The sequence below is a fragment of the Colwellia sp. MB02u-9 genome, assembly GCF_014077085.1.
In the GTDB taxonomy this organism is placed as follows: domain Bacteria; phylum Pseudomonadota; class Gammaproteobacteria; order Enterobacterales; family Alteromonadaceae; genus Cognaticolwellia.
Window position 1 is genome coordinate 158,289 of record NZ_JACGVF010000073.1, and the last position, 26,516, is coordinate 184,804.

General features: G+C 39.8%; 21 protein-coding genes. 17 read left to right on the top strand and 4 right to left on the bottom strand.

Going from position 1 to position 26,516, the window contains the following annotated elements; translation table 11 throughout:
* Nucleotides 1-24: 24 nt before the first annotated feature.
* Nucleotides 25-1,635 (bottom strand): phosphoenolpyruvate carboxykinase (ATP), encoded by a 1,611-nt coding sequence (gene pckA, locus H4J65_RS05770; RefSeq protein WP_182137199.1) that lies wholly within the window; start codon nt 1,633-1,635, stop codon nt 25-27.
* Nucleotides 1,636-2,095: 460 nt separating this feature from the next.
* The gene (locus tag H4J65_RS05775) at nt 2,096-4,687 is read right to left on the bottom strand and encodes a penicillin-binding protein 1A (RefSeq protein ID WP_404851938.1); all 2,592 of its coding nucleotides are present in this window, start codon (nt 4,685-4,687) and stop codon (nt 2,096-2,098) included.
* Nucleotides 4,688-4,819: 132 nt separating this feature from the next.
* Between H4J65_RS05775 and H4J65_RS05780 the strand changes: the two genes are divergently transcribed.
* From H4J65_RS05780 to H4J65_RS05820, 9 genes are all read left to right on the top strand, one after another.
* Nucleotides 4,820-5,899, top strand: a complete 1,080-nt coding sequence (locus H4J65_RS05780) for a pilus assembly protein PilM (protein WP_182137201.1) — start codon at nt 4,820-4,822, stop codon at nt 5,897-5,899.
* Nucleotides 5,887-6,465 (top strand): PilN domain-containing protein, encoded by a 579-nt coding sequence (locus H4J65_RS05785; RefSeq protein ID WP_182137202.1) that lies wholly within the window; start codon nt 5,887-5,889, stop codon nt 6,463-6,465. Before H4J65_RS05780 ends, H4J65_RS05785 begins: the two co-directional genes overlap by 13 nt.
* Complete coding sequence (locus tag H4J65_RS05790) at nt 6,465-7,070, top strand: type 4a pilus biogenesis protein PilO (RefSeq protein ID WP_182186373.1); 606 nt, start codon at nt 6,465-6,467, stop codon at nt 7,068-7,070. The genes H4J65_RS05785 and H4J65_RS05790 overlap by 1 nt, the downstream gene beginning before the upstream one ends.
* Nucleotides 7,070-7,603, top strand: coding sequence for a pilus assembly protein PilP (locus tag H4J65_RS05795; RefSeq protein ID WP_182186370.1), 534 nt, complete (start codon nt 7,070-7,072; stop codon nt 7,601-7,603). The genes H4J65_RS05790 and H4J65_RS05795 overlap by 1 nt, the downstream gene beginning before the upstream one ends.
* Nucleotides 7,604-7,638: 35 nt before the next feature.
* The gene (locus H4J65_RS05800) at nt 7,639-9,651 is read left to right on the top strand and encodes a type IV pilus secretin PilQ (protein ID WP_182196599.1); all 2,013 of its coding nucleotides are present in this window, start codon (nt 7,639-7,641) and stop codon (nt 9,649-9,651) included.
* Between the two features lie 144 nt (nt 9,652-9,795).
* Complete coding sequence (aroK, locus tag H4J65_RS05805) at nt 9,796-10,314, top strand: shikimate kinase AroK (protein ID WP_182137206.1); 519 nt, start codon at nt 9,796-9,798, stop codon at nt 10,312-10,314.
* An 8-nt stretch (nt 10,315-10,322) separates the two neighbouring features.
* Nucleotides 10,323-11,390, top strand: coding sequence for a 3-dehydroquinate synthase (gene aroB, locus H4J65_RS05810; RefSeq protein WP_182137389.1), 1,068 nt, complete (start codon nt 10,323-10,325; stop codon nt 11,388-11,390).
* Nucleotides 11,391-11,412: 22 nt separating this feature from the next.
* Nucleotides 11,413-12,768, top strand: a complete 1,356-nt coding sequence (locus H4J65_RS05815) for a hypothetical protein (protein ID WP_182196602.1) — start codon at nt 11,413-11,415, stop codon at nt 12,766-12,768.
* Nucleotides 12,769-12,847: 79 nt separating this feature from the next.
* Nucleotides 12,848-13,663, top strand: coding sequence for a Dam family site-specific DNA-(adenine-N6)-methyltransferase (locus tag H4J65_RS05820; protein WP_182137208.1), 816 nt, complete (start codon nt 12,848-12,850; stop codon nt 13,661-13,663).
* A 181-nt stretch (nt 13,664-13,844) separates the two neighbouring features.
* Here the strand turns inward: H4J65_RS05820 and H4J65_RS05825 are convergent, their stop codons facing one another.
* Entirely contained in the window at nt 13,845-14,036 is a 192-nt protein-coding gene (locus H4J65_RS05825; protein WP_404842455.1) for a DUF2970 domain-containing protein, read from the bottom strand.
* A 430-nt stretch (nt 14,037-14,466) separates the two neighbouring features.
* Here H4J65_RS05825 and H4J65_RS05830 point away from each other — a divergent pair, with 430 nt between their 5' ends.
* Entirely contained in the window at nt 14,467-15,915 is a 1,449-nt protein-coding gene (locus H4J65_RS05830) for a hypothetical protein (RefSeq protein WP_182196606.1), read from the top strand.
* Between the two features lie 84 nt (nt 15,916-15,999).
* Here H4J65_RS05830 and argE read toward each other — a convergent pair whose 3' ends face one another.
* Nucleotides 16,000-17,160, bottom strand: coding sequence for an acetylornithine deacetylase (gene argE, locus H4J65_RS05835; RefSeq protein WP_182186362.1), 1,161 nt, complete (start codon nt 17,158-17,160; stop codon nt 16,000-16,002).
* A 314-nt stretch (nt 17,161-17,474) separates the two neighbouring features.
* Between argE and argC the strand changes: the two genes are divergently transcribed.
* The 7 genes from argC to H4J65_RS05870 all read left to right on the top strand — a co-directional run bounded on the left by argC (nt 17,475) and on the right by H4J65_RS05870 (nt 26,440).
* A complete protein-coding gene (gene argC, locus H4J65_RS05840; protein WP_182196611.1) occupies nt 17,475-18,512 on the top strand; it encodes an N-acetyl-gamma-glutamyl-phosphate reductase in 1,038 nt (345 codons plus the stop codon).
* A complete protein-coding gene (gene argB, locus H4J65_RS05845; RefSeq protein ID WP_182137213.1) occupies nt 18,512-19,303 on the top strand; it encodes an acetylglutamate kinase in 792 nt (263 codons plus the stop codon). The genes argC and argB overlap by 1 nt, the downstream gene beginning before the upstream one ends.
* Before the next feature lie 68 nt (nt 19,304-19,371).
* Nucleotides 19,372-20,286: an ornithine carbamoyltransferase gene (locus H4J65_RS05850; protein ID WP_182196614.1), complete on the top strand. Its 915-nt coding sequence runs from the start codon at nt 19,372-19,374 to the stop codon at nt 20,284-20,286.
* 110 nt (nt 20,287-20,396) lie between these two features.
* A complete protein-coding gene (locus tag H4J65_RS05855) occupies nt 20,397-21,641 on the top strand; it encodes an argininosuccinate synthase (protein ID WP_182196617.1) in 1,245 nt (414 codons plus the stop codon).
* A gap of 18 nt (nt 21,642-21,659) precedes the next feature.
* Nucleotides 21,660-23,621 carry an argininosuccinate lyase gene (gene argH / locus H4J65_RS05860; RefSeq protein ID WP_182196620.1) on the top strand — a complete coding sequence of 654 codons (1,962 nt, stop codon included), beginning with the start codon at nt 21,660-21,662 and terminating at the stop codon, nt 23,619-23,621.
* A 130-nt stretch (nt 23,622-23,751) separates the two neighbouring features.
* Nucleotides 23,752-25,059, top strand: a complete 1,308-nt coding sequence (gene argA / locus H4J65_RS05865) for an amino-acid N-acetyltransferase (protein ID WP_182196623.1) — start codon at nt 23,752-23,754, stop codon at nt 25,057-25,059.
* 217 nt (nt 25,060-25,276) lie between these two features.
* Nucleotides 25,277-26,440, top strand: a complete 1,164-nt coding sequence (locus H4J65_RS05870) for an outer membrane beta-barrel protein (RefSeq protein WP_182196628.1) — start codon at nt 25,277-25,279, stop codon at nt 26,438-26,440.
* Nucleotides 26,441-26,516: the final 76 nt, after the last annotated feature.

A 26,516-nucleotide genomic window follows, 5' to 3' on the forward strand; every position in this document is an offset into this window, starting at 1 on the left:
TAGCTTAGTGCGGTACTTATTTAACTATAGTTTAGGGCCTGCTGCGACTAACGATTTACCGTTGTCAGTATCAGTAAACTTATCAAAATTGTTAACAAAGCGAGTCGCTAAATTTATGGCTTTATCTTGCCATTGTGCTGGCTCAGCATAAGTATTACGTGGGTCTAAAATACCATCATCAACCCCATCAATGCTGGTTGGAATATCTAAATTGAATAAGGGTAAAACTTGTGTTTCTGCATTATCAATTGAGCCATCAAGAATCGCATCTATAATGGCGCGCGTATCTTTAATTGAAATACGTTTGCCTGTGCCATTCCAACCTGTGTTAACCAAATAAGCTTCAGCACCAACCGCTTGCATACGATTACGTAACACTTCAGCGTATTGTGTTGGGTGTAGACTTAAAAATGCGGCGCCAAAACAACTTGAGAATGTTGGTGTTGGCTCTGTTATACCACGTTCAGTACCAGCAAGTTTTGCTGTGAAACCCGACAAGAAGTAATATTCTGTTTGCGCAGGGGTTAATTTAGCCACTGGAGGTAACACACCAAAAGCATCAGCAGTTAAGAAAATAACTTTTTTCGCATGGCCGGCACGAGAGACAGGTTTAACGATATTATCAATATGATGAATCGGGTAAGAAACACGGGTGTTTTCAGTTTTTGAATTATCGTCAAAATCAATTGTGCCCTTTTCGTCAACGGTGACGTTTTCTAGTAAAGCGTCACGACGAATAGCATTATAAATGTCAGGTTCATTCTCTTTGCTTAAGTTGATGGTTTTTGCATAGCAACCGCCTTCAAAGTTAAAGACACCATTTTCATCCCAGCCATGTTCGTCATCACCAATCAGTTGGCGTTTAGGATCAGTCGATAATGTGGTTTTACCGGTACCAGAAAGGCCGAAGAAAATCGCCGTGTCACCATCTTCACCAACGTTAGCACTACAATGCATTGAAGCTATGCCTTTTAGCGGTAAAAAGTAGTTCATCATTGAGAACATACCTTTTTTCATTTCGCCGCCGTACCAAGTACCACCAATAAGTTGCACTTTTTCCGTTAAGTTAAAGGCAACAAAATTTTCTGAATTTAAGCCTTGTGCTTGCCAATTTGGATTGGTGGTTTTTGCGCCATTCATGACAATGAAGTCAGGTTCGTAATGTGCTAATTCTGCATCGGTGGGGCGAATGAACATGTTTTTAACAAAATGTGCTTGCCAAGCCACCTCAGTGATAAAGCGCACTTTTAAGCGGGTGTCATCATCTGCGCCACAAAAGGTATCAACAACAAATAAACGTTTGCCGGATAACTGTTCGGTGACTAAACCTTTTAGGCTAGTCCAAGTCTCTTGAGACATTGGCTTGTTGTCATTTTTACCTTGATCTGACCACCAAACGGTATCACGGGTTGTATCATCACGAACAATATATTTATCTTTAGGTGAGCGACCCGTAAAAATGCCGGTATCAACTGAAACAGCGCCGAGTTCGGTAACCACACCTTTATCAAAACCACTGAGATCGGATCTTGTTTCCTCAGCAAAGAGTAACTCATAAGATGGATTGTAAACTATCTCAGCAACATTACTGATGCCGTATGAAGATAAATCGATTGAGTTTTCTAAAGCTGCCATTGCGAATTCGCTCCTAAAGGTATGACGATTTTTAAATAATTAGTTTCGGTGTTCCGAGTTTGGAGGCCAATTTTAGGCGATCAATGAACAAAACGAAAGTTTTTTTTCTTTCGTTGTGAAAGTTTTCATACTAACTTTCATAATTTTTTAAGTAAAGATGTTTATGATGAAAAAAAATTAATGATAAGGTCATGAATGAATCCCGCAGAATATTCATTTATATTAAATAAAAACAATTACTTATGAATGTTGGTTTATTGACTGATTGGTCAGGAAGTTATCACTTAAAGGGTGTTATAAAAGTAATATAAAATTTAAAAATGTTCTAAAAAATGGCGAACAAAAACAAAATTTTCATCCGCATACTTTCCTAACGAAACTTTTAGTGGCGATTATTGATATTTTCACAAGAAAATATAGTGCGGTAATCGACAGTTCGAAAGTTCAAGACAAGTTATGCTTAATCGAATATTCCCTCTTCACTGACGTTATCTGAACCACCATCGAGGATTTGACTGCTAATGTCTTTGCTAATATATTCAGTAGGTGCTGTGCCTAATTCAAAATACTCAAAGCGACTCGATTTATCTGTTTTTGTGGTTAATTTTCCTGACACTTTGTCTATTCGCACCGACATTAACGCTTCGGGTTGTTCAAAAGGCTCAATAGGAAGTTCTGCAAGTGCCACTTTCATAAAGTTAATCCAAGCGGGTTGAGCTGACTTAGCGCCAAACTCTTTACCTGTCGTTTGCGCTTTACCTAAATTGCTATTGTAGGTTGTTTGGCCAAGCTTACTACTGGGGTTGTCAAAACCTATCCAGGATGTGGTAACTAATCGGCGACTGTAGCCAGAGAACCAAGCGTCTTTTGCTTGATTGGTCGTACCTGTTTTGCCCGCAATATCTCTACGCTTTAGTACCCGTGCACGAAAGCCAGTGCCTTGCCAAAAAGGTTTTACATTCCAGTCAGCACCCCAAATTGCCGAGTTGAGTGCTTCGGTCATTAAAAAGGCATTTTGAGCACTAATAACACGCTTGGCTTTATTGATAGTTTTTGCGGCTAGTGTATTACCTTCAGCAACAGCCAATGGCTCATTTTCAAGGATGTTGGTGCTGTCAGTCTTGTTGTCAAAAGTCTCAATCTCTGCGGCTATAGTCTCTTCGCAACGATCACAGGCAATAGCTGGGTTGGCTTGAAATAAGACCTTACCGAAGGAGTCTTCAATGCGTTCAATTAAGTAGGGCTCAATTAAAAACCCGCCATTGGCAAATGTGGCAAAGCCAGTCGCCACTTCCAATGGCGTCAAAGACGCTGAACCGAGTGCTAAAGACTCGTTACGTGGTAAGTCGTCAGGATCAAAACCAAAAGAGGCTAAATAGGGAATAATTTTATCTAAGCCAACATCTCTAAGCAAGCGCACAGCAATAACGTTTTTAGATTGTGCCAAGGCTAAACGCAGTCGAATTTCGCCGTTATAAACGGGTGGCGAGTTTTTAGGGCGCCAGACTACGCCTGAGCTTCTATCCCACTGGTTAATTGGCGCGTCATTGACTATTGATGCCAAAGTATAGCCGCTGTCTAATGCTGCTGAGTAGATAAAAGGCTTAATGTTAGAGCCCACTTGTCGTTTTGCTTGGGTAACACGGTTGAATTGGCTATGCTCAAAACTAAAACCACCCACGGCCGCTTTTATCGCGCCATTATCCGTTGCTAGCGAAATAAGTGCTGAACTGACATCGGGCAATTGGCTTAAGCGATAACCAGAGTCTGTTGCCGAAACCATAATAATATCACCCAGTGTCAATATATCACCGGCTGTGTTTGGTGGCGGTGCTTGCTTATCATCATTGATATAAGCTCGCGCCCACGATAGGCCATGCCAATCAATTTCTACCTCAGAGCCATCTTGTAGTTTCACTTGTGCAGCACGATCAAATGTTGCCGTAACAACCGCTGGTACCAGTGAGTGATAGCTCGACATTGAAGCAAGTGCTTGTATAACTTCTTCGTCACTTATTGGCGCACTTGCGATTTTGTTTGAGTCATCTGTGCTAATAGTTTGAGCTTGGTTATCAAGGGGGCGTAAGGTACTAATAGGGCCGCGATAACCATGGCGTTCATCATAAGCTAAAATATTATTCACTACCGCTTGTTCAGCGGCATATTGCAAAGTTGAGGTTACGGTAGTAAATACTTTATAACCTCCCGTGTAGGCAGTTTCTTTACCAAAACGGTCGATCATTTCTTGATGGGCCATCTCGGCAATATAAGGCGCGCTTAATTCAATTTCCGCACCATGTTTAATGGCGGTAATAGGTGCCTTATTGGCGACCGACATTTCTTCTGCACTAATATAGCCAGCGCTATGCATACGATGTAATACTACGCTTCGGCGCTGCATTGCTCGATCAGGTCGGCTTATAGGGTTCATGGTTGAAGGCGCTTTTGGTAAACCGGCTAATACCGCAATTTGCGCTAAAGTCAGTTCTTTAGTTTCTTTACCATAATAGACCTGTGCAGCGGCACCAAAGCCGAAAGAGCGATGGCCTAAGGAAATCTTATTCATGTAGAGTGTAAGAATTTCATCTTTTGTTAACAGGCTTTCAATATGGAAAGAAATAAATATTTCGCGAATTTTTCGGACATAGGTTTGTTCACGGCTGAGAAAAAAGTTTCGTGCTACCTGCATAGTGATGGTACTTGCACCCCCTTTGTTTTGTCCGGTGAGTTGACCTAGGATAGCTCGACCCATACCGATAGGGTCAACGCCAAAATGAAGATAAAAGCGGTCGTCTTCGGTAGCTAAAATCGCATTGATTAACTGTTGTGGCATTTCTTCTAAGGTAAGGGGAATACGTTTCTTTTCACCAAATTGAGAAATAAGTTTGCCGTCAGCGCTAAAAATTTGCATTGGCGTTTGCCATTGCAAATCTTTCAGTGATTCAACACTGGGTAAACTTGAACGCATCGACAAGTAAATTCCGGCCAATGCCAGCATGCCGATAAAGACCAATACAGCACCTGTTTTGAACAGGTTTTTTATAGAAAACACAAAAAAAAGCTCGATAAATGTTATAAAATAGGGGTAATAGTACTAGTATATCCTGTAAAAGCATGTGATAAATGATTTTATGCCAATTTTTTTATCTAATCTTATAAAAATAAAATGTTCTAGAAGGATTCTATGTTAAGTAGTTTATGGAAAAAAAAGACCACTTTAATGGTTGGAATTGACATTGGTTCTCACTCTATTAAAGCGGTTTTACTGAACCAAAATGACAACGGATATGTTTTAGAAACTGTCGCCATTGAGCCGATGCCAAGAGGGGCAATTGTTGACAGAGAAATTCAAGACATTGATGCTGTTGGTAAAGTGATAGCAAAAATACGAAAAAAAATTTCCTCGTCTGTACGACAAGCCGCGTCTGCAGTATCTGGACAAACGGTTATCACAAAAATAATTTACATGGATGTAGCCTTAACTGAGCAAGAATTGGCTAGCCAGATAGAAATTGAAGCTGATAGTTTAATTCCCTACCCCCTTGATGAAGTCAGCTTAGACTTTGAATCGCTCGATATTAATGAATCAGACCCGAGTAAAATGAATGTGTTACTTAGCGCCGCGCGAACAGAGTCTGTTGAAGCCAGAGTTGCCGCATTAGAAGCCGGTGGTTTTGAAACTAAAGTTATTGACGTTGAGTCTTACGCTATCAGTCGCGCCTATGATTTAATTTTAAGGCAATTACCTGACGATGCAGCGGACAAAATTATTGCTACCGTAGATTTGGGTGCGACAATGACCCTATTTTCGGTCACTGAATCAGGTACTCATATTTACAGTCGTGATCAACTGTTTGGCGGTGAACAATATACTCGTTCGATTGTCTCCTATTATAATAAGTCTTTTGAAGAAGCAGAGTTAGCGAAATTAACCGATGATCTACCACCTAACTACACCTTTGAAGTTTTAGCGCCCTTTCACACCATATTAGTGCAGCAAATTCGTCGTGCCATTCAAATGTTTCTGACCACCAGTGGTAAAGCAAAAGTTGATTACCTAGTTATTTCAGGTGGTAGTGCTTTAGTGGAAGGCGTTAAGCAACTATTGTCAGAAGAATTGGGTATTCATACCGTCATAGCTGACCCATTTTCCGGCATGGAAATTTCGAGCACTATTAATCAAGAAGTGTTAGCGAAAACAGGACCGCGCTATATGGTGGCAGCTGGATTAGCATTAAGGAGTTTTTCCCCGTGGCATATATAAACCTACTACCATGGCGTGAAGAAGCTGAAAAAGCTCGGCAACGAGAATATTTTACCATGTTAACCCTAGTGGCCGTCGTGGCATTGCTGATCGTATTTTCAGTGAATCAGTTTTATCAAATGCATATTGATGGGCAAAATGCTCGTAATCAATTTTTACAAAATGAAATTCAACTACTGGATTTACGCATTGCAAAAATAAAGTCGCTTAATGAAAAGAAAAAAGAACTTAAAAAACGCACCCGTGTTGTTGAGCAACTGCAACGTAGTCGCAATGTGGTGACTCAAGTGTTAGACGAAATAGCAAAAGTAGTCCCCAATGGTATTTATCTTACACAGCTAGAAAAACAGGATAATAGTTTAAATATTATCGGTAAAAGTGAGTCTAATAATCATCTAGCCAACATGATCAGGGAAATTGAGCGTTCTGATTTATTTGAAGACGCGATACTTGAATCTATCACTTCCAACGATGCAAAAAGTAAATTATTAAGTGATTTTAAAATGCGCGTTCGAATTAAAGGTTTGATTAATTCGACCGAATCGACCGAGCAAGGAGCACCATAATGAATTTTGACTCATCGGAATTTATGGAGCAATTTGAAGGCTTAGAGCTTGATAATATTGGACAATGGCCAAAAGCTGCCAAAATAGTTTTATCAATATTTTTAGTGGTTTTAGTCTTAAGTTTGGGTTATGTCTTAATGATCAGCGATCAAATTAAGCAACTTGAACGTGTGACAGCACAAGAGCTTACCCTTAAGCAAGAATACCAAGCTAAATATCATGTAGCGGCTAATTTAGAAGTATTTGAACAACAAATGATTGAAGCGGAAGCTATGTTTGCCAAACAACTAAAAAGCTTACCAGAAAGCCATGAAACCCCAGGTCTGCTAGATGACATTACCTTTGTCGGTACGACTACCGGACTTGATTTTGTTAAATTAAATTGGCAACCGGAAATAGAACAAGAAATTTATGTCGAATTACCCATAGATATTGAAGTGTTGGGCTCTTATCATGAGTTTGGTGAATTTGTCAGCCGAATTGCTGGCTTACCGCGCATAGTTACCCTGCATAATTTTGACATTAATTTGCAAAAACAAGCTTCAGGAGATTTAACCTTAAAGCTGCAAGCTAAAACCTACCGTTATCGGGAGGCAGACGAATAATGAAAAAATTCATTATATTAAGTGCTGTTTTATTAACCGGCTGTTATAGCAATACGGATGATTTGCAACAACACATTGCCGATGTGCAAGCGAGCACCACTAGTACAATAGAGCCGATGCCTAAAGTGAAAAATTTTGGTCACTTTGATTATTCTGCCAATGTACTTCGTAGCCCGTTTGACGAGCCAAAACCTGAAGCTATTCAAGAAAAAATTCAACAAATGTCAGGCTGTTTAAGTCCTGATCCACGTCGAAGAAAACAACCTTTGGAGAAGTTTTCATTAAGTGATTTAGTGATGCGTGGCACCTTAGGTGAATTAGGTGTTACTTGGGCACTACTCGAGGCGTCTGACAATACCCTACATCGGGTTGCTGTTGGTGGTTATGTCGGCTTATATCATGGGCGAATTACCGCCGTAAGCCAAGATCATGTAAAAGTATTAGAGTTAATCCCAGATGGCGCAGGTTGCTGGGTGGAACGTGAGACTGTCGTTACCATGACACAGGCAAGTGCAGAGGGGCAAAGGAAGTAATGTTGCTATTTAATAAAATAAAAAACGATAATCTTATGACACATTGTAAAAAAATAAAGTTAATTATGGCCGCCTATTTATGCGTGTTATCAACTTTCTCGTGGGCGAACGAACTAACAGGGATCACTTATAACACTATTCAAAGTAATGAAATTGAATTGATATTTGAACTATCAGATAAAATTGTTGCGCCGCCAACCGTAACGACGACAATGACACCGGCACAAGTGAGAATAACCTTCGATGCAGAGCAATTTAACCCTACGATAGCGACAACGCTGATTAAACATGCAGGGGTAAAAAATATTACTGTGCGAAAAATGGCCGGTAAAGTTGTTGCCGATGTTAATTTGCAGAAACTATCAATATTCGATGTTAGCCAAAAAGATAATACTTTTGCCCTAACTTTAAATACCGGTCAGGTAAATAAAGCGATAACACAGTTAATTCCGCTAGGACATGGTTTTATAAATCAGATCGATAATATTGATTTTAAACGTGGTCAGCAAAATGAAGCACAACTTTTGGTTAAGCTTATCGACAGTAAGGTCGCTGTCGATGTCAGCGATAAATTAGGAAAACTTTATATTGAATTTCACAATACTGAAATTCTTGAAGACTATATTTATAAATTAGATGTGACTGACTTTGGCACATTAGTTAACGGGATTGAAACCTTTAAAGAAGGACGCAATGCTCGTTTAGTCGTTGATATTGAAGGGCCGTTTGAATATAAACATCAGCAGTTTAATGATGTTTTTTCATTAACAATAAACCCTAAAGTGAAAGAAGATGGTTACCTAGGAGAAGAAGAAAACTTTAGTGGCAGGGCAATCTCATTAAATTTCCAAGATATTTCGGTGCGTACTGTATTACAAATTATTGCTGATTATAATGGCTTTAATTTAGTGACCAGTGACACTGTGGTTGGCAATATTACCTTGAGACTAGACGGTGTACCTTGGGATCAAGCGCTTGATATTATTTTAAAGGTCAAAGGCTTAGACAAGCGTATGCAAGGCAATATTCTTATGGTGGCGCCTAGTGATGAACTAGCTGCTCGAGAAGCCCGTGACTTGCTGGCCCAACAACAAGTGCAAGAACTCGCACCATTATATTCTGAATACGTGCAAGTTAACTACGCAAAAGCGGCTGAATTTGCGGCATTAATTAAAAATCAAGATAACAGCATTTTATCTACACGCGGCAGTGTTAGCGTTGATGAAAGAACCAATACTTTATTGCTCCGTGATACGGCTAAAAGTATTGAAGATATTAAACGTATGGTCTTGGTATTAGATATCCCTGTTCGCCAAGTTATCATTGAATCTCGTATGGTGACGGTAAAAGATAATATTAATGAAGAGTTGGGTATTCGCTGGGGCGTAACAGACTCTGATGGTGAGTCTTCAATCTCAGGCTCTTTAGCCGGTGCGGGCAGTAGCACTGTGCCGGATTTAAGTGACAGATTGAATGTAAACTTACCCGTCGCAAACCCGGCGGGCAGTATCGCCTTTCAGGTTGCGCGCTTGGCCGATGGCACCATTCTTGATCTTGAATTAAGTGCGATGGAAAAAGAAAACAAAGGTGAAATAATTGCCAGTCCGCGCATTACTACGGCAAACCAAAAAGAAGCGTATATCGAGCAAGGTGTGGAAATTCCATACCAAGAAGCCGCATCGAGTGGCGCTACATCAACACAATTTAAAAAAGCGGTATTAAGTTTAACCGTAACACCGCACATTACCCCTGATGATAGAATTATTTTGGACTTGGTGGTAACGCAAGATACGGTGTCTGATCTTTCAAATGGCATGGCACCTGCTATCGACACACAAAGAATAGGTACGCAAGTTTTAGTTAATAATGGTGAAACCATCGTATTGGGTGGAATCTATCAACAACAAATTATTAGTTCAGTGTCAAAAGTACCTGTTTTGGGTGATATTCCCTATTTTGGTTGGATGTTTAGGAATAGCAGTAACTTTAATGAGAAAAAAGAACTGTTAATATTCGTTACACCACGCATAGTTACCGAAAGATTTTAAGTTAATTTGCATGTAAGTTGGTGTTTTCATCTTACATGCTTGCAATTTGTACCCAACAATTGCGATAATTGCGCCCTTGAAATTTTCGAGAGAGGTTCTCTCTTACCTGTTCACGTAATAAATAAACGAGTATTAATTAATCTAATGGCAGAAAAACGTAATATTTTCCTTGTAGGCCCAATGGGCGCAGGCAAAAGCACCATTGGTAGAGAATTAGCGGATAAGCTACATCTAGAGTTTTTTGATTCCGATCAAGAGATCGAACGTCGTACTGGTGCAGATATCGCGTGGGTTTTTGATCTTGAAGGCGAAGAAGGTTTTCGACTAAGAGAAGAGTCAGTTATTGAAGACTTAAGTGAAAAACAAGGAATTGTTTTGGCTACTGGCGGTGGATCTGTGATCAGCGCTCAAGTACGTAATCACTTATCAGCACGCGGCATTGTAGTTTATCTTGAAACAACGATAGATAAGCAAGTCGCTCGCACTCAAAGAGACCGACGTCGTCCGCTACTACAAACTGATGAAGAACCTAGAACAGTACTTGAAAACTTAGCGATAGAACGTAATCCGTTATATGAAGAAATTGCCGATGTTATCGTGCAGACGGATGACCAAAGTGCGAAAGTTGTTGCAAGTAAAATAGTTGAACGCTTGGACTTTTAAACGACATAATTATGACCACACTTCAGGTTAAACTCGGTAAGCGCAGTTATCCAATCTATATAGACAGCGGACTATTAGCAAATAGTGAACTGCTGTCTAGTCACATCCGCAGTAAGCGTGTTTGCATTGTCAGTAATGATATCGTTGCACCCCTTTATATTGAGCAAATTAAACATAGCCTTAGGGATTTTGACCTTGATGAAGTGATATTACCTGATGGTGAAGCTCAGAAAAGCTTAGCGAATTTTGAACGGATAATGTCACATCTGCTAGCAGGTAATCACGGTAGAGACACGACCTTAATTGCGTTAGGCGGTGGAGTTATTGGCGATATCACGGGTTTTGCCGCGGCGTGTTATCAGCGCGGTATTGATTTTATTCAAATCCCTACTACTGTGTTGTCTCAAGTTGACTCCTCAGTTGGCGGAAAAACAGCCGTTAATCACCCTTTAGGTAAAAATATGATAGGCGCGTTCTATCAACCTAAAGCGGTATTTATTGACCTAGCAAGCTTAGCAACTTTACCGATTAGAGAATTTAATGCCGGTATGGCTGAAGTGATTAAGTACGGTATATTAGGTGATGGTGATTTTTTTACTTGGCTTGAACAGCATATTGATGCAATAAAAGCCGGTGAAAATAAGATTTTAATGCAGATGATCGAACGTTGCTGTCAATGCAAAGCGAATATTGTTGCTGAAGATGAAACAGAAACCGGTGTGCGTGCTTTATTAAACTTAGGACATACCTTTGGCCACGCTATTGAAGCTGACCAAGGTTATGGTAATTGGTTACATGGTGAAGCTGTTGCTACTGGCATGGTACTTGCTGCTAAGTTATCAGTAACAATGAATTTGCTTGAAGTGTCAGATCTTCGTCGTATTGAAACTTTGCTGTCTGCTTTTGATTTACCGTTAATTGCGCCAGAAAATATGGGTTTTGATGAATTTATTTGTCATATGCGTCGTGATAAAAAGAACTTAGCTGGAAAGCTTCGTTTTATTCTTCCAACGGCTATTGGCCAATCTGAAATTAATGACGATGTTAGTGAGGAACACCTTCAACAAATTCTGTAATTTTATTCAGAATAGGTGAAGCATGTCAGCGTTAATGAAAAATATTGGCCTATCTAATGATAACACCAGTGTCACTAAAATTAGTGCCCATGCCCGCATAGACTATATTCTACGTTTTTCAAAACAAGCTATTTTAGTTATCGACGAAAGCGTTGAACAAAGCGCGCCCAGTGCTAGCCAGTTTTTAGCCAGTTTACCCGAGCAGCATAATGCTGCCTATATCTCACTTGCTGCACAGTTTAATAATATTCAAATTCGTTGTCGTATAATCGAGCAGTTATATACCGGTGAGTTATTTGATCCAGAAATATCATTAGCGGTTAGTGTGATTAATTTAGCTAAAAAATCACCGCAGGGCATTAGTATTGTGCTCGACAGTGCTCAGCACTTATCATTACAGATATTTCATGAACTGTCACAATTAGCCGCTATCGCTAAAAAAGCCAATTTGGTGGTTAACATTGTGATGTTTGGCTCAGTACAAGCGGGTAAAACTGTGGCGAATAATAAAAGTTTATTTGACAATAAACTGACATTATTATCGGCACAATCGGGCCAACTTCTGTCAACCACATCAGCAATATTTAAAAATACTCAGCCAAAATGGCAGTTTATTAATCAAAATAAAGGGTTAATTAGCGCATTGGTTTTTTTATTAGGCCTTGGCGTCTTGGTTATTAATTTATTGCAATTAGATAGTTTTAATTTTTCGAAATTAATCAGCGCTAATAAACAAGCAGAAATATCATTAACTGAAGTATTAGCAAAACCACAAACTATGGTGTTAGCCATTAATCGTGAGAATAAAGCTGAGGTTGCTGGGTCAACCACTGAAACTAAAATCGAAAACACTAAGCTTGCTGCCAGACCTAAAGACATTTACTCGTCGTTAATTAATCCATTGTCAGTATTGCCAATAAAAATGCCGAGTTTACCGGCCTCACCTGCCGAGGTTATGTCAGCGATCACAGCAGAAAGTATGAATAGTGCAAAAGCCAATGGTACAGTGCTTAAACCTTCAGCGAGTCGGCGTAAACTACAAGCGATAATTGCGCAGAATAAGCGAGCGAATCAAGTTAGCGTTAACAATGACTACTACAGTAATCACCTTGGCTATGTTATTCAATTTGCCGCTTATAGCGATTTAACATTGCCAAAATCATTACTTGAAGACTTAACAAGGATTGACTACCAAGTTTATCAGCGTTTATTAAATAATAAACCGTCAGTGGTTATCACCAGCTTAGCCTATGCAGAAAAATCAGCAGCACTATCTGCCTTAGCCGCTTTACCAAAATCGTTATTAGCACGGCAACCCTGGATAAAGCCAGTTACGGTTATTAATAACGAAATCAATGCATTTCTGCTCTCCCAATAAAGGTTAATTCAGGATACAATCCCCGCTTACTTTTCAGATGCTAAGTATCTGTTGCTAAATTTTTGGATTTGTAGGTGCTATGAAGAAAAAACATCGAGCTTTTTTAAAATGGGCGGGTGGTAAATACGCGCTTACCGATGTCATAAATTCTATGTTACCAAAAGGAAATCGTCTGATTGAACCTTTTGTTGGCGCCGGCTCTGTGTTTCTAAATAGTGATTATGACGAATACTTACTCAATGATATAAATCAAGATCTGATCAATTTATATCGTATTGTGCAGCGAACACCTGATAAATTTATCGCCGATGCTCGCCGATTGTTTTCACCTGAAAATAATCAGGCAGAAAGCTACTATCAGCTGCGAAAAGACTTTAATGCCAGCTCAGACCCTTATTTTAGATCGCTAGTGTTTCTCTACATGAATCGTCATGGCTATAATGGCTTATGTCGATACAATAAATCTGGTGGTTATAATGTCCCTTTTGGGCAATATAAGCGCCCGTATTTTCCTGAAGCTGAACTGCACTATTTCGCTGAGAAAGCGGCCAAAGCGATTTTTATTTGTGACGGTTATCGACAAACCTTTGCACATGCGAAATCCGGTGATGTTATTTATTGCGATCCTCCTTACGTACCCTTAAGTAAAACCGCCAGCTTTACCAGTTATTCAGGTAACGGCTTTGGGCTAGATGAACAAGCTGATTTAGCCAATGCGGTAGAAGAAGTGACCAAAAATCGTAAAATATCAGTATTGATCAGTAATCACGATACTATCTGGACACGAAAAATATATCAGCATGCGAAAAAACATCACTCAATAGAAGTGTCACGAACGATTAGTCAAAAAGGTAATGCACGCAATAAAGTGTTTGAGTTACTCGCGCTTTATTAAATAACGCCAACTCACAAATCAATGGCTTATATTATCTTGATGAAAGTGGATAACCCAAAGTCAGCAAGCGATGGGGGTAATACCATCTGGTTGTAAGATTGAGCTAGCATCATTGAGTTTTGCGTGACTTATGGCTTTACTTAAGATTTTAGTCGAATTCAGTGGTGTGATACTAAAAATATTAGCTGGGTAAAACGAAACTTACAATGGTAACTAAGGCCGCTATGAATAGCACCACAGCAATTAAACCCGCAATAATGAAATGACTAAATTTGCCATGAGTAAAGTCTCGCTCTCTATTTTTATCACTTTGCACACCAAAAAATGCTGCGCCAACACTTTTGAGGGTTTCTTTAAAGTTACTTGAGGCCATCATTATCCTTAATTGCCAATGCGGCAAATTTGTATATTAGTGTAAAGTTTAGTCAGTATGTTCTAATGCACAGTGTCATTCAAGTGCAGCTAATGTAACCGTATTTTGTCAGGCTCCATCTCACCGGGCACTTTAGTATTGACATTTTAATTAATCTGTTCAATGTTAAGCATAATTATCGATTGTTAACGAACCTGATTGAGCGCTCAAGCATGGGTTGAAAAATTGCATTTTTTTAGCATGTCATTAATCGCATGCATATATTCACTATGTAGTGAGCACAATAGTGATCTACCCTAAGCACAAAAGGCATAAAAGGCATAAAATATAGCTTAATACTTATACACTTTGTTTGTTCTAGGCTAGCTAATTAAGCGTTAGGACGACGGCACTATCATTTTAATAGCTACTACTTATACGAATGGAACTCATGTTGAAAAATTTCTCTGGTGATACTAAGTTTACTACTAAGGTCAAAGTTTTATTAACTAAAATTTACGGACCTAGTCCTTTAAAAGATTCTGTTTTGGAAAGGGCTATAGCATTTTACGATCTAGAGTTGCTCTCTCAAGGCGAAGTTAAGAGCCTTAACAATGAAATAGCCAAGTTAGTACAAATTGATAGTGATAAAAGTAACAGGAAACTTTTAAAGCTTGAACGTGAGCAGCAAAAAAACTTAACAATGTTAAGCGCAAAGCGCAATGAACGCGCTCAACATTTGCAGCGTATTTGTCGAGATATCTTTGAACTTTGTGAAGGTGAAAGTTTGGCTGAAACTAAGCGAAAATCAGCAGAGCTATTAGGCACTATGCAGTTATTATTGCCGACCGAAGGCAGTAAAGTGGCAGTTGAAAACGAACGCAGTAAACCTTTGTATAGAGCTGTACTGGCGTTAAGGTTACTAGATCAAATCTGTTTAAAAAATTTTTCATCCGAAGACACTTTAGTTCAAGAATTAATGGCACTTGTCGCTTTTGATTTTAACGAATTAAGTAGTGGCAGTGCAGAGGCCTTACGTCAATTTAAAGATCTTGTGAAAATACCTGTGTTAATGGCCGCTATATTACAAGATATTGGCCATTATCATCCTAATGCACAGAAGATTATACAAGGTGTTAATGGCAAGCTAGATTGTTTTCGCACTTTAGAGCTTGAAGAGCGGAAAGCCTTATTGCAGATTAATTATCGTGAAACTATAAATTATCTTCTCAATGGTATTGGTGTGGTAAATTATCTAGGTGACTCTGTAGCTGAAAGAGAGGCCTTTGATAGTACACAAACTCAGATCTTGTGCTTTGTTAAGCAGCTTATAATGAGTAGTTTCCAGCCGAAGTTAGGTGTGGGCAACATATTAAAAATACCGCAAATATATACCGGTATTGTCTTATCAACTAAAAACAACTACAACTACAAATTATTACCGAGAGTATACCAAGCCTTATATAAGAACGCTGAAGCAGGCCGTTGTAGTCGCCAGGTTGTTGATGCCTTATATCAAATCACTGGCGATTTTCCACAAGGGTTTGGGGTAATTTATATCCCGAATGATATTGACCAGGGCGTGCGCTATGAATATGCGATAGTCACTCAGCTCTACCCTGAAAAACCTAATGAACCTAAATGCCGTATAGCATCAAGACAATTGACCTTCATTGGCCACGGGCATGACTTGGTCGTAAAAAAAAGCAAGAATTTATACTTTGTAGAAACAGCACAAGAGTGCTCCAATATAAGCAAAGCAAGATTGGATGAAATTCTACCTTTATTGTCATCAAATTATCTTGAACGTAAGGAACGCGATTTATTGCCGCGTTGTTGGCAACCAGGGGAGTACTTTTTGAACATAGGTAACCAAAAGCTCTGGAGTCGAGCCCGCTAAGCATAAATAGGGTATAGATTAGCGGGTAAGCTTAATTTTATTCTGCCAACTGCTTTGTGCTTGACTGACTAAAAGTACTAAAAATTAAAAACAATAATGATGAATGAGTTTAGTCAGTAATAGCTCAGTTTTTGTAATTTCACTATGGGCTAAATACTCATTAGGTTGATGTGCCTGATCAATCGAGCCTGGGCCCATAACAATAGTTTGGCAACCCAATTGTTGAATAAATGGTGCTTCTGTTGCGTAATTTACCGCACAACAATGATGACCAGAAAGTTTTTCAGCGGTATGCACTAATTCACTTTCAGGGGTTTGCTGAAAACTCGGTGAACTAGGGTCAAGCTCGTCTATGCTGAGTCGACCAGGATATTTTTCCGCAATGGGCTGCAAGGCCTTTGCTAACCAAGCCACTAGCTCTTCATCTTTCATACCGGGTAAAGAGCGCATATCAATATCAAGCTCACAATGGCCACAAATTCTATTCGCATTGTCACCGCCTCTAATAGCCCCTAAATTTAGCGTAGGTGTTTGAACATCAAAAGCTTCATTTTGATAGCTTAGGCTGAGTTTTTCTCTGAGTTTGAATAATTCATTCATCACTTGATGCATTATTTCAATCGCATTAACGCCGCTTGCCGGTTTACTTGAATGTCCAGCCTGACCTTTAATACTAATTTTATGAGACATATGACCTTTGTGCATTACCACAGGCACTAAATTTGTTGGCTCACCTATAATGGCAACGTCAGGTTTTATTATTCCACTGTTAGCAAAAAATCGTGCGCCAGCCATGGTGGTTTCTTCGTCGGCAGTGGCTAAAACGTATAATGGCTTGTTTAATGTTTTAAGGTCGATATGTTGGCAAGCTTGCAAAATAAAGGCAAAAAAACCTTTCATGTCGCAGCTACCAAGGCCAAAAAGTTTATTATCGTTATCGGTGATTTTTAACGGATCGGATAACCAGCTATTTTCATCAAAAGGTACAGTGTCGCTGTGGCCTGCAAGTAATAAACCCCCTGTGCCTGTGCCTAATTTAGCCAACATATTAAACTTACCTTTAGCCTGTGGAACCGCTTGAATAGTGACAGTAAAGCCTAAGGTTTCAAACCAAGCTGACAGTAAATTTATTACCCCTTCATTACTTTGATCCCAGCTCGCCTGCGAAGAACTAATACTGGGTTGTGCTATTAATTGGCTAATGGCCTGGGTAAAGTTGGGGAGTTTTTTATTGAGCTTTTTCATGATATTTAAGCACCTAAAATTATTTACTGGGTAATTATGCTAATTTGTTGCATAACTATTTATATGGTGGTATTTTAGCAACTTAATGTAAAGAGCCTAATTTAACCACACTATGAAAATGTATATAATGTATTCAACTAAGCCAAGACACTAGTGTCAAATATTAGTTTTGGTCAGTCTTGATTCTCTAGATAGTGATATGTTTTTGGTCATAAAGCGAGAGAATAATTGCTTAAAGTTGAATAGAATTGCAAAATTTACAGGTAAATAGTACCGTGAGTTTTAGTTTCTAATCGTAAAAAAATGGTAAGTAAATGAACGTCGTAGTTATTGGTGCAAGTGGATATGTGGGGGCTGAATTAATTGGCTTGTTAACACAGCATAATAAAATCTCAATTCAACATTTATTGGTGTCTGAAAATGGTACCTCTAGTGGTCAAACTTTTTCACAATTACATGCTCGTTGGCAAGGTATATGTGATTTGCCGCTAGAGCCTTTTTCTCCACAATGGTTTGAGCAACATATTAGTGCTTCTAAACACAAGATTGATGCGGTATTTTTTGCCACACCCCATGAGTTTAGTGCGCAATGGGCCCAAGCCTTTATTGATCAAGATGTTAAAGTGTTCGACTTATCGGGTGGTTTTCGTTTAAAAGACGCTAAGCAATATCCCGTGCATTATGGTTTTGAACATCAAGCGTTAAACGCACTACAACAGGCTCAATATGGTTTAGCCGAATGGCAAGCCGCCGAGATTGCTACCAGCAATTTAATTGCTGTGCCAGGGTGTTATCCGACCGCGAGTTTATTAGCGTTAAAGCCCATCACCAGCAATGATCTTCATCAAGAAAATTCATTAATTGTGGTTAATGGTATTAGTGGCGTAACGGGGGCCGGTCGTACAGCGTCATTAGCGACAAGTTTTTGTGAAGTGAGTTTAACCCCGTACAATATTTTGCAGCACAGGCATCAGCCAGAAATTAGTCAAGAAGCTAATGTTGAGGTGATTTTTAATCCACATTTAGCCCCTTACAAACGTGGACTATTAGTGACAGTGACCTTACAGTTAAAAGCTGGGGTTACTAGTCAACAAGTTGACAGTGCCTTTACAAAAGCCTATCAAGACACGCCATTGGTCAGAATAGTAAACACTTGGCCTAAAATAAACAATGTTGCCTATAGCCCATTTGCTGATGTGCATTGGTTAGTTGATGAAGACAAACAGGTGGTGGTGGTGAGCTGTGCTATTGACAACTTGTTAAAAGGGGCGGCGTCACAAGCCATACAATGTGCCAATATTAGTTTGGGCTTACCTAGTGAATATAGCTTATTAACCGCAGGGAATTACTGATGAAGAAGCCTGTTGTGATCAAAATTGGCGGCGCTATTTTAGATGGTTACAATCAAGGCAACACCTCTGCCTTAGCTGCGTTGTTAACCGTAATTGCCAGTTTAAAAGATCAACCTGTAGTTATCGTTCACGGTGGTGGCTGTGTGGTTGATGAAATGCTTGCTCAAGCAGGTTTTGTTACTGAAAAAAAACACGGTTTACGAGTGACACCCAAAGAGCAAATGCCGATTATTAGTGGTGCGCTAGCCGGTAATGTTAATAAAGCTATTGTGGCCAGTGCCGCGAGTTTAAAACTACCCGCTGTTGGTTTGTCACTTACCGACGGTCAAATGGTGCAGTGCCATTTAAGCCCTCTAGCATTAGGCCAAGTCGGTGTACCTAAACCTTTTAGTAGCGCGTTATTAGATACGCTACTCAAAGCAAAATTTTTACCTATTGTTTCATCCATTGGTGCTTTGGACAATGGTGAGTTAGTCAATGTAAATGCTGATGATGCCGCGGTAGTGATATGTCAGTTGCTTAATGCTGAATTATTGCTGTTGACCGATGTTAATGGCGTTAAAGGGGCAACGGGCGAGTATTTAAGTTCATTGAATGCTCAGCAAGCAGAACAACTTATTACCAGTGGCGTTATTGCCGGAGGCATGACCGCTAAAGTAAACGCAGCATTGCGAGCGGCGAATCAGTTACGACGAAGTATCGCGGTTGCTAGTTGGCAATCACCTGAGCAAATTGTCGACTTGCTCAACGGCGACAGTGTCGGCACTCGTATACAGCCTAATGGTTGTTAGTTTCATATAAGCCATTTTAATTGTCATAAGACAAGTTGTTAACCGGTTTCGCACAGGATTAAAGATTGATGAACTTACAACACTTCTTAGCTGATGATCAGCTAAATAAAGCACAAATACTCGACTTAATTACCTTAGCACGTGATATAAAACAGCAACCTGAAAATTACTCTCAGGCTTTGGCGGGTAAATCAGTTGCCATGATTTTTGAAAAACCCTCGCTAAGAACCCATGTTAGTTTTGATATTGGCATTAATAAATTAGGGGGTCATGCCCTGTATTTAGGCCAACAAAATGGTAAATTAGGTGAACGTGAGCGAGTTAGCGACTATGCTAAGAACCTTTCTTGTTATGCCGATGCTATTGTTGCACGAGTTTTTAGCAACAATTCGATAGAGCAACTGGCACAGCATGGCAGTGTACCTGTGATTAATGCCTTGTGTGATGTATATCATCCATGCCAAGCATTAGCTGACTTTGTTACTTTAGCCGAAAATTTTTCTGATTTGAGCAAAATCAAACTTGCTTACATTGGTGACGCCAATAATGTCTCTAATTCATTAATGCTAATGGCAGCAATCGTCGGGGTTGATTTTACTTTAGTTTGCCCAGTAGGGCATGGTCCTGATGAACAAATGTATAATAAAGCCGTGAGCTTTAGTGCAGCATCAGGGGCTAAATTATCTTTAACCCACGATATAGCTGAATTAGGACAACAAGATGCTATTTACACTGACACCTGGATATCTATGGGTGATAATACCAATGTCGCTGATATTTTAGCGACCTTTAAACCGTATCAAGTGAATCATCAATTGATGGCAAACGCAGGGGCAAGTATTGTTATGCATTGCCAACCCGCGCATCTTGAAGAAGAAATTACCACTGAGCTGTTCGACAGTGAAATGTCGGTGGCTTTTCAGTCGGCTGAAAATCGCATGTGGGCACAAAATGCGGTGTTAGTGACTTTATTAGCTGATTGATCTCTGTTTTACTAAGCAGATGAGCAAATTAAATTTAAAAAACATTTCAAGCTAGCCAATGACTCGTTATTGGCTAGCTTGACAACAAAATATTGTTAAGGAATAAAATCATGGCTTTAGCCGCAAAAAAAGACATTAAAAAAGTAGTACTGGCCTATTCAGGTGGTTTAGATACCTCAGCTATCATCCCTTGGTTAAAAGAGAATTATCAAGGCTGTGAAGTCGTGGCATTTTGTGCTGATGTTGGTCAGGGCGAAGAAGAGCTTGTTGGCATTAAAGAAAAGGCCATCGCCTCGGGTGCTTCAGAATGTTATGTAGTTGACTTAAAAGAAGAATATGTTAAAGACTATATTTACCCTATCATTAAAACGGGTGCGGTTTATGAAGGCCAGTATTTATTAGGTACCTCAATGGCGCGTCCAGTGATCGCCAAAGCACATATTGAAATTGCCTTAAAAGTGGGTGCTGATGCGGTTTGTCACGGTTGTACCGGTAAAGGTAACGACCAAGTGCGCTTCGAAGCTTGTTTTGCTGCCTTAGCACCACAGCTAACCGTTATTGCTCCTTGGCGTGAGTGGGACATGGTTTCACGTGAAGACCTATTAGATTATTTAGCTGAGCGTAATATCCCTTGTTCGGCTTCATTAACTAAAATTTATAGTCGTGACGCTAATGCTTGGCATATATCACATGAAGGTGGCGAGTTAGAAGACCCTTGGTGTGAGCCTTCAAAAGAAGTGTGGACCATGACAGTTGACCCTATGGACGCACCGAACGAAGCCGGCAAGGTAATGCTTAGCTTTGATAAAGGTGAGTTAGTTGCCGTCGATGGCGAGCCCATGTCGGCTTATCAATCATTAATGTATTTAAACGAAAAAGCCGCTGCACATGGTGTTGGCCGTATCGACATTGTCGAAAACCGTTTAGTGGGTATGAAGTCTCGTGGTTGTTATGAAACTCCCGGCGGCACCGTTTTAATGGCCGCATATAAAGGGCTAGAGTCATTAATACTAGACAAAGAGTCATTAAAGTATCGTGAATCTGTTGGTCATGAGTTCTCACACGTCATTTATGACGGTCGTTGGTTTACACCACTTGCGAAAGCACAACTTGCTTCTGCCGCCTCTTTTGCTGAAAAAGTTACTGGCGATGTCGTCGTCAAACTTTATAAAGGTATGGCACAAGTGACTCAACGTCGTTCACCAAACAGCTTATATTCAGAAGCGTTTGCCACTTTTGGCGCTGATGATGTTTATGACCAAAAACATGCGGAAGGTTTTATTCGTTTGTTTAGCTTATCCAGTAGAATTACCGCGCTTAAACAAGCAGACTCAGTAGTTACGGCAAAAAAATAAAGGTAGAGGAATTTAGTAATGGCATTATGGGGTGGACGGTTTAAAGAGCAAGCCAGTGTGCAGTTTAAAAAGTTTAATGACTCTTTACCTGTTGATTATCGTTTGGCAGTGCAAGACATTGTTGGGTCTATTGCCTGGGCAGAAGCATTGACTACGGTTAATGTCTTAAGCCAAGCAGAGTTTGAAGAATTAAAAGCGGCATTGTTAGCATTAAAAGCTTCAGTTGAAGAAAATCCAAAGCAAATTTTAGCATCGGATGCAGAAGATATTCACAGTTGGGTGGAAATTAACCTAATAGAAAAAACTGGCGACTTAGGCAAAAAGTTACATACAGGTCGCAGTCGTAATGACCAAGTAGCCACCGATTTAAAACTGTGGTGCAAAGAAACCGGCAATGATTTACTTTATGCCTTAGTGAATTTGCAACAGGCAGTATTAGACCTAGCTGAACGTGAGCGTAATACCGTATTGCCAGGCTACACCCATTTGCAACGCGCACAACCGATTACCTTTGGTCATTGGTGCTTGGCTTATGTTGAGATGTTTAACCGTGATATTGGTCGCCTAAAAGACGCCTTGTATCGCGCTGACACTTCACCCCTAGGCTCTGGCGCCTTAGCCGGTACCGCTTATCCGATTGATCGTGAAAAACTGGCCCATAATCTTGGCTTTCGTAGTGCCACACTGAATAGCTTAGATGCCGTTTCAGACCGTGATCATGTGATTGAATTATTATCAACCGCCAGTATTAGCATGATGCATTTATCGCGTTTTGCAGAAGACTTGGTTTTTTACAATTCAGGTGAAGCCGGTTTTGTTGAAATGAGCGACTTAGTTAGCTCAGGTTCGTCATTAATGCCACAAAAGAAAAATCCAGACGCTTGTGAATTACTGCGCGGTAAAGCTGGGCGAGTGATGGGTTCACTCACAGGTATGATGATGACCATGAAAGCTTTACCACTGGCTTACAATAAAGACATGCAAGAAGATAAAGAGGGCTTATTTGATGCGCTTGATACTTGGCAAGAATGCATGCAGATGGCGGTATTAATTGCTGAAGGCTTAACGGTCAATCGTGCGCGTACTTTAGCGGCGGCTCAGCAAGGTTATGCCAACTCAACCGAGCTTGCTGACTACCTTGTGAGTAAAGATATTCCCTTTCGAGAAGCGCATCACATTGTTGGTGAAGTTGTATTGGCGGCTATTGATGCGGGACACGCCTTGGAAGATTTTTCAATTGCACAACTGCAAAAATTTAGCGACAGGATTGAACAAGATGTCTACCAACATTTATCGATTGAATCTTGTTTAGATAAGCGCGACGCTATCGGCGGCACTTCTCGTCAACAAGTCGACAAAGCCTTAGCAGAAGTTCAGTCAGGCAATATTTTAGCGGACAACCAAGATACCTTAAATACTCAAGTTTTAGGTGCGCCAAGTAAAACGCAAATTAACTTAACCCTAAAACAAGTGAAGCAACGCTTAAATGCCCAGCGTGCAGCAGCTATGTCGGTGCGCAGAGCAAGAATGTCAGATATTGATAGTATCTCAGCCTTGGTCGATTACTGGGCCGAGCGCGGGGAAATACTGCCACGCAGTCGCGATAATATTATTCATGCAGTGCAAAATTTTGTTGTTGCTGAAGTTGACGGCGCGGTAGTTGGCTGTGCGTCGCTCTATATCTACCAAACAGGTCTTGCCGAGATTCGTAGCCTAGTGATTGATAAAGCTGCCCATGCTCAAGGTCAAGGTCAAGCACTGGTACAATATTTATTAGAATTTGCTCATCAAATGCAGCTACAAAAAATTATTGTGCTGACTTATATTCCAAGCTATTTCGAGCAGTTAGGTTTTAATTTGATTGATAAAAATTCTTTAGCAGACAACATCATAGAAGACAGTGAGCAAAGCCCACATAAAAACCCTGAAGATGAAGTTGCCATGGAATATATTGTTAATCGTGGTGCTGAAAAAGTTTAGCCACTTTAATGTTTATACCCGTTCTCGACTTGCACAAAGTTACCCCTTGAAGTCGAGCGGGTATATATAAGTTATTCATAAGTTATATATACGTATTAAGATAAGCGATAGATATTAGTGATCAGATGTCATGAATAGTAATGAAGATAATGTAAAGTGGTTTAGAAGTGCAGCGCCCTATATCAATGCTCATCGTGGTAAAACGTTTGTCTTGATGTTTGGTGGTGAGGCGATACAACACCCAAATTTTGCCAATATCATTCATGATATAGCTTTGTTAAGAAGTTTGGGCGTTAAGTTGGTTTTGGTGCATGGTGCGCGCGTGCAAATCGAAGAGCGACTTATTGCTCGTGCCCTACCGCAACAAATTGAAGGTAATATACGTGTTACTGACGCAGAAACCTTAACGGCGGTAAAAGACGCCACAGGTTCGTTGCGTATTCATATTGAAGCCTTATTAACCATGGGCTTAGTTAACTCACCTATGCATGGTGCACAAATTCGGGTCAGTACCGGTAATTTTGTTATTGCTAAGCCTATTGGTGTGCGTGACGGCATTGACTTTAAGTATACTGGCTTGGTGCGTCGAATTGACGCTGAAGGTATTAATACCCAATTAAATTTCGGCTCAATAGTCTTGTTATCGCCTGTGGGTTATTCATCAACGGGTGAAGTGTTTAATTTAGCGTTAGAAGATGTAGCAGCAAAAACCGCGATAGCGTTAAAAGCAGACAAACTTATCACCTTAACTGAACAATCAGGGTTGCTGGATAAACAGGGGACTTTAATTCGAAGTTGTGGGGTAGCGACCGTTAGTGATTTACTTGCAGAGCAAGAAGATCATGTTCAACAGTTGCTGTTACAAGCGATTATACAGTGTGGTAAACAAGGGGTAGAGCGTTGTCATAGTGTAAGTTACACCAGTGATAGCGCCTTATTACAGGAGCTGTTTACTCGCGACGGTGCAGGCACCTTGATTGCCAAAGACTATCAAGAGCAATTGTCAGCTGCCGGTATTGATGACGTTGGTGGCATAGTAGAATTAATTGCGCCACTGGAAGAAGAAGGTGTGTTGGTTAAACGCTCACGCGAGTTGCTTGAAATTGAAATTGACCGCTTTACGGTGATTAAAAAAGAAGATGTTATCATCGCTTGTGCGGCTCTTTACCCTTACCCAGAAGCAAGAACAGGTGAAATAGCCTGCTTAGTTATTCACCCAGATTATCGTGGTGGCAATCGGGGCATTCGTCTTATTCAAGCACTAGAGCAGGCGGCGAAAAGGCAGAATCTTACGTCAATTTTTGTCTTGACTACGGTTAGCGCACACTGGTTTATTGAGCAAGGCTACAGTGAACAAGCTATTGACAAGTTACCAGAAGATAAGCAAAAAATGTATAATATTCAGCGTAAGTCAAAGGCGTTTACCAAGATTATTTAATCACTTTTTCAAAGTTAAAAAGCAAAGCAACCATAGAGGTTGCTTTTTTTATGTCTATAAAACCCGTAGGTAAATATCATTTTATTAACAAATTGATAACAAATGATTTCAATAAATATTTTTTGTGTGCATACTGGGTGTCATATAAATATAAATATAAATTGGATTAATTTTCTTCTTCAATTTTTATAATAATAATAACAGGTAAATTTGAGATATGAATTTTTCTTGGCTTGTTGCCATATTTTTTGCGATCAGCGCATTCAGTGCTTTAGTTCAGGCAGAATCTGATAATAATGCGGAGTTTACCTTAGCTTCTGAAGCGGGCTATATAGATAATTTTTTCTATCAAGCTCGCAATGAGCAAAGTACGGCTTATTACACCTTATCGTCTGATTTAGCTTTAACATCTAACCGCCAACATTCAGCTTTTAATTTTGATGCAAAACTTGCCACTTACTTTTTTGATAAGTTTAACAACGATGATCATACCGACTTCACCATCACGCCTACATATCAATTCAAGTTTAGCCAAAATCAACGCCTGTATATGTCTGCTCTTTGGCTAAATAGTTATAATTATAGAGGTACGGGCTTATCTTTAAGCCAGGCTGAAGCTTTATCTAAAGGTGATGAAAAAGAAAATATAGGTGCGAGTATTGGCTACGAATATGGCACGTTTGAGTCACAAGGGAAATTAAATTTCGACCTGACCTACCATGAAAATAAATTCACTACTCGTCGCACTGACACTCGTCGTTTAGACACAGAAATACTTAATTTTAAGTCGAACTTTGATTATTTGCTATCAGGTAAAACCTTTCTGGCATTTGATATTGCTTATAAAGTCACTGAATATCCGAACGATCCCATCAGTAACCGAGATAGCATTACAGCCTTAGTGGGGGTTAAGTGGTTTAGTACCGTGATTAGTGAGTTAAATTTTTTAGTGGGTTATCAACAGCTAAAATTTTCAGATAACCGATTACGTGATGATCATGCTTTTAAGTGGCGTTTTGATTATATTTGGCGTCTTGCTGACTTTACTCAAGTACATATAGTGTCTAACCGTCACTTTGATGAAAGCTATCGGTTAATCAGTAGTTACCGCTTAGTTCAAAGCCAGCAAATTGATTTTGAACATGGGTTTACCGAGCGTTTTAATGTCTTGGCCACAGTAGGCCTGACGAATGAAAAATTTATTAGTCGCCAGAACACTGAGCAAGAAGATTATTTATTCTCTACTTTGACGTTAGCTTACCAACATAGCGATAGATTGAGTTTGCAATTGAGTTATGACTATCAGGCATTGGACACCCGTGATGTCAATATTGATTACTCGTACAATAAAATGGCTTTAAGTGTGAAGATTAAATTGTAGTTAATTGATTAAGATAGTTAATGCAGGTTTATAGCTAGTAGTAGTAGTAGTAGTAGTAGTAGTAAGTGAACTTATT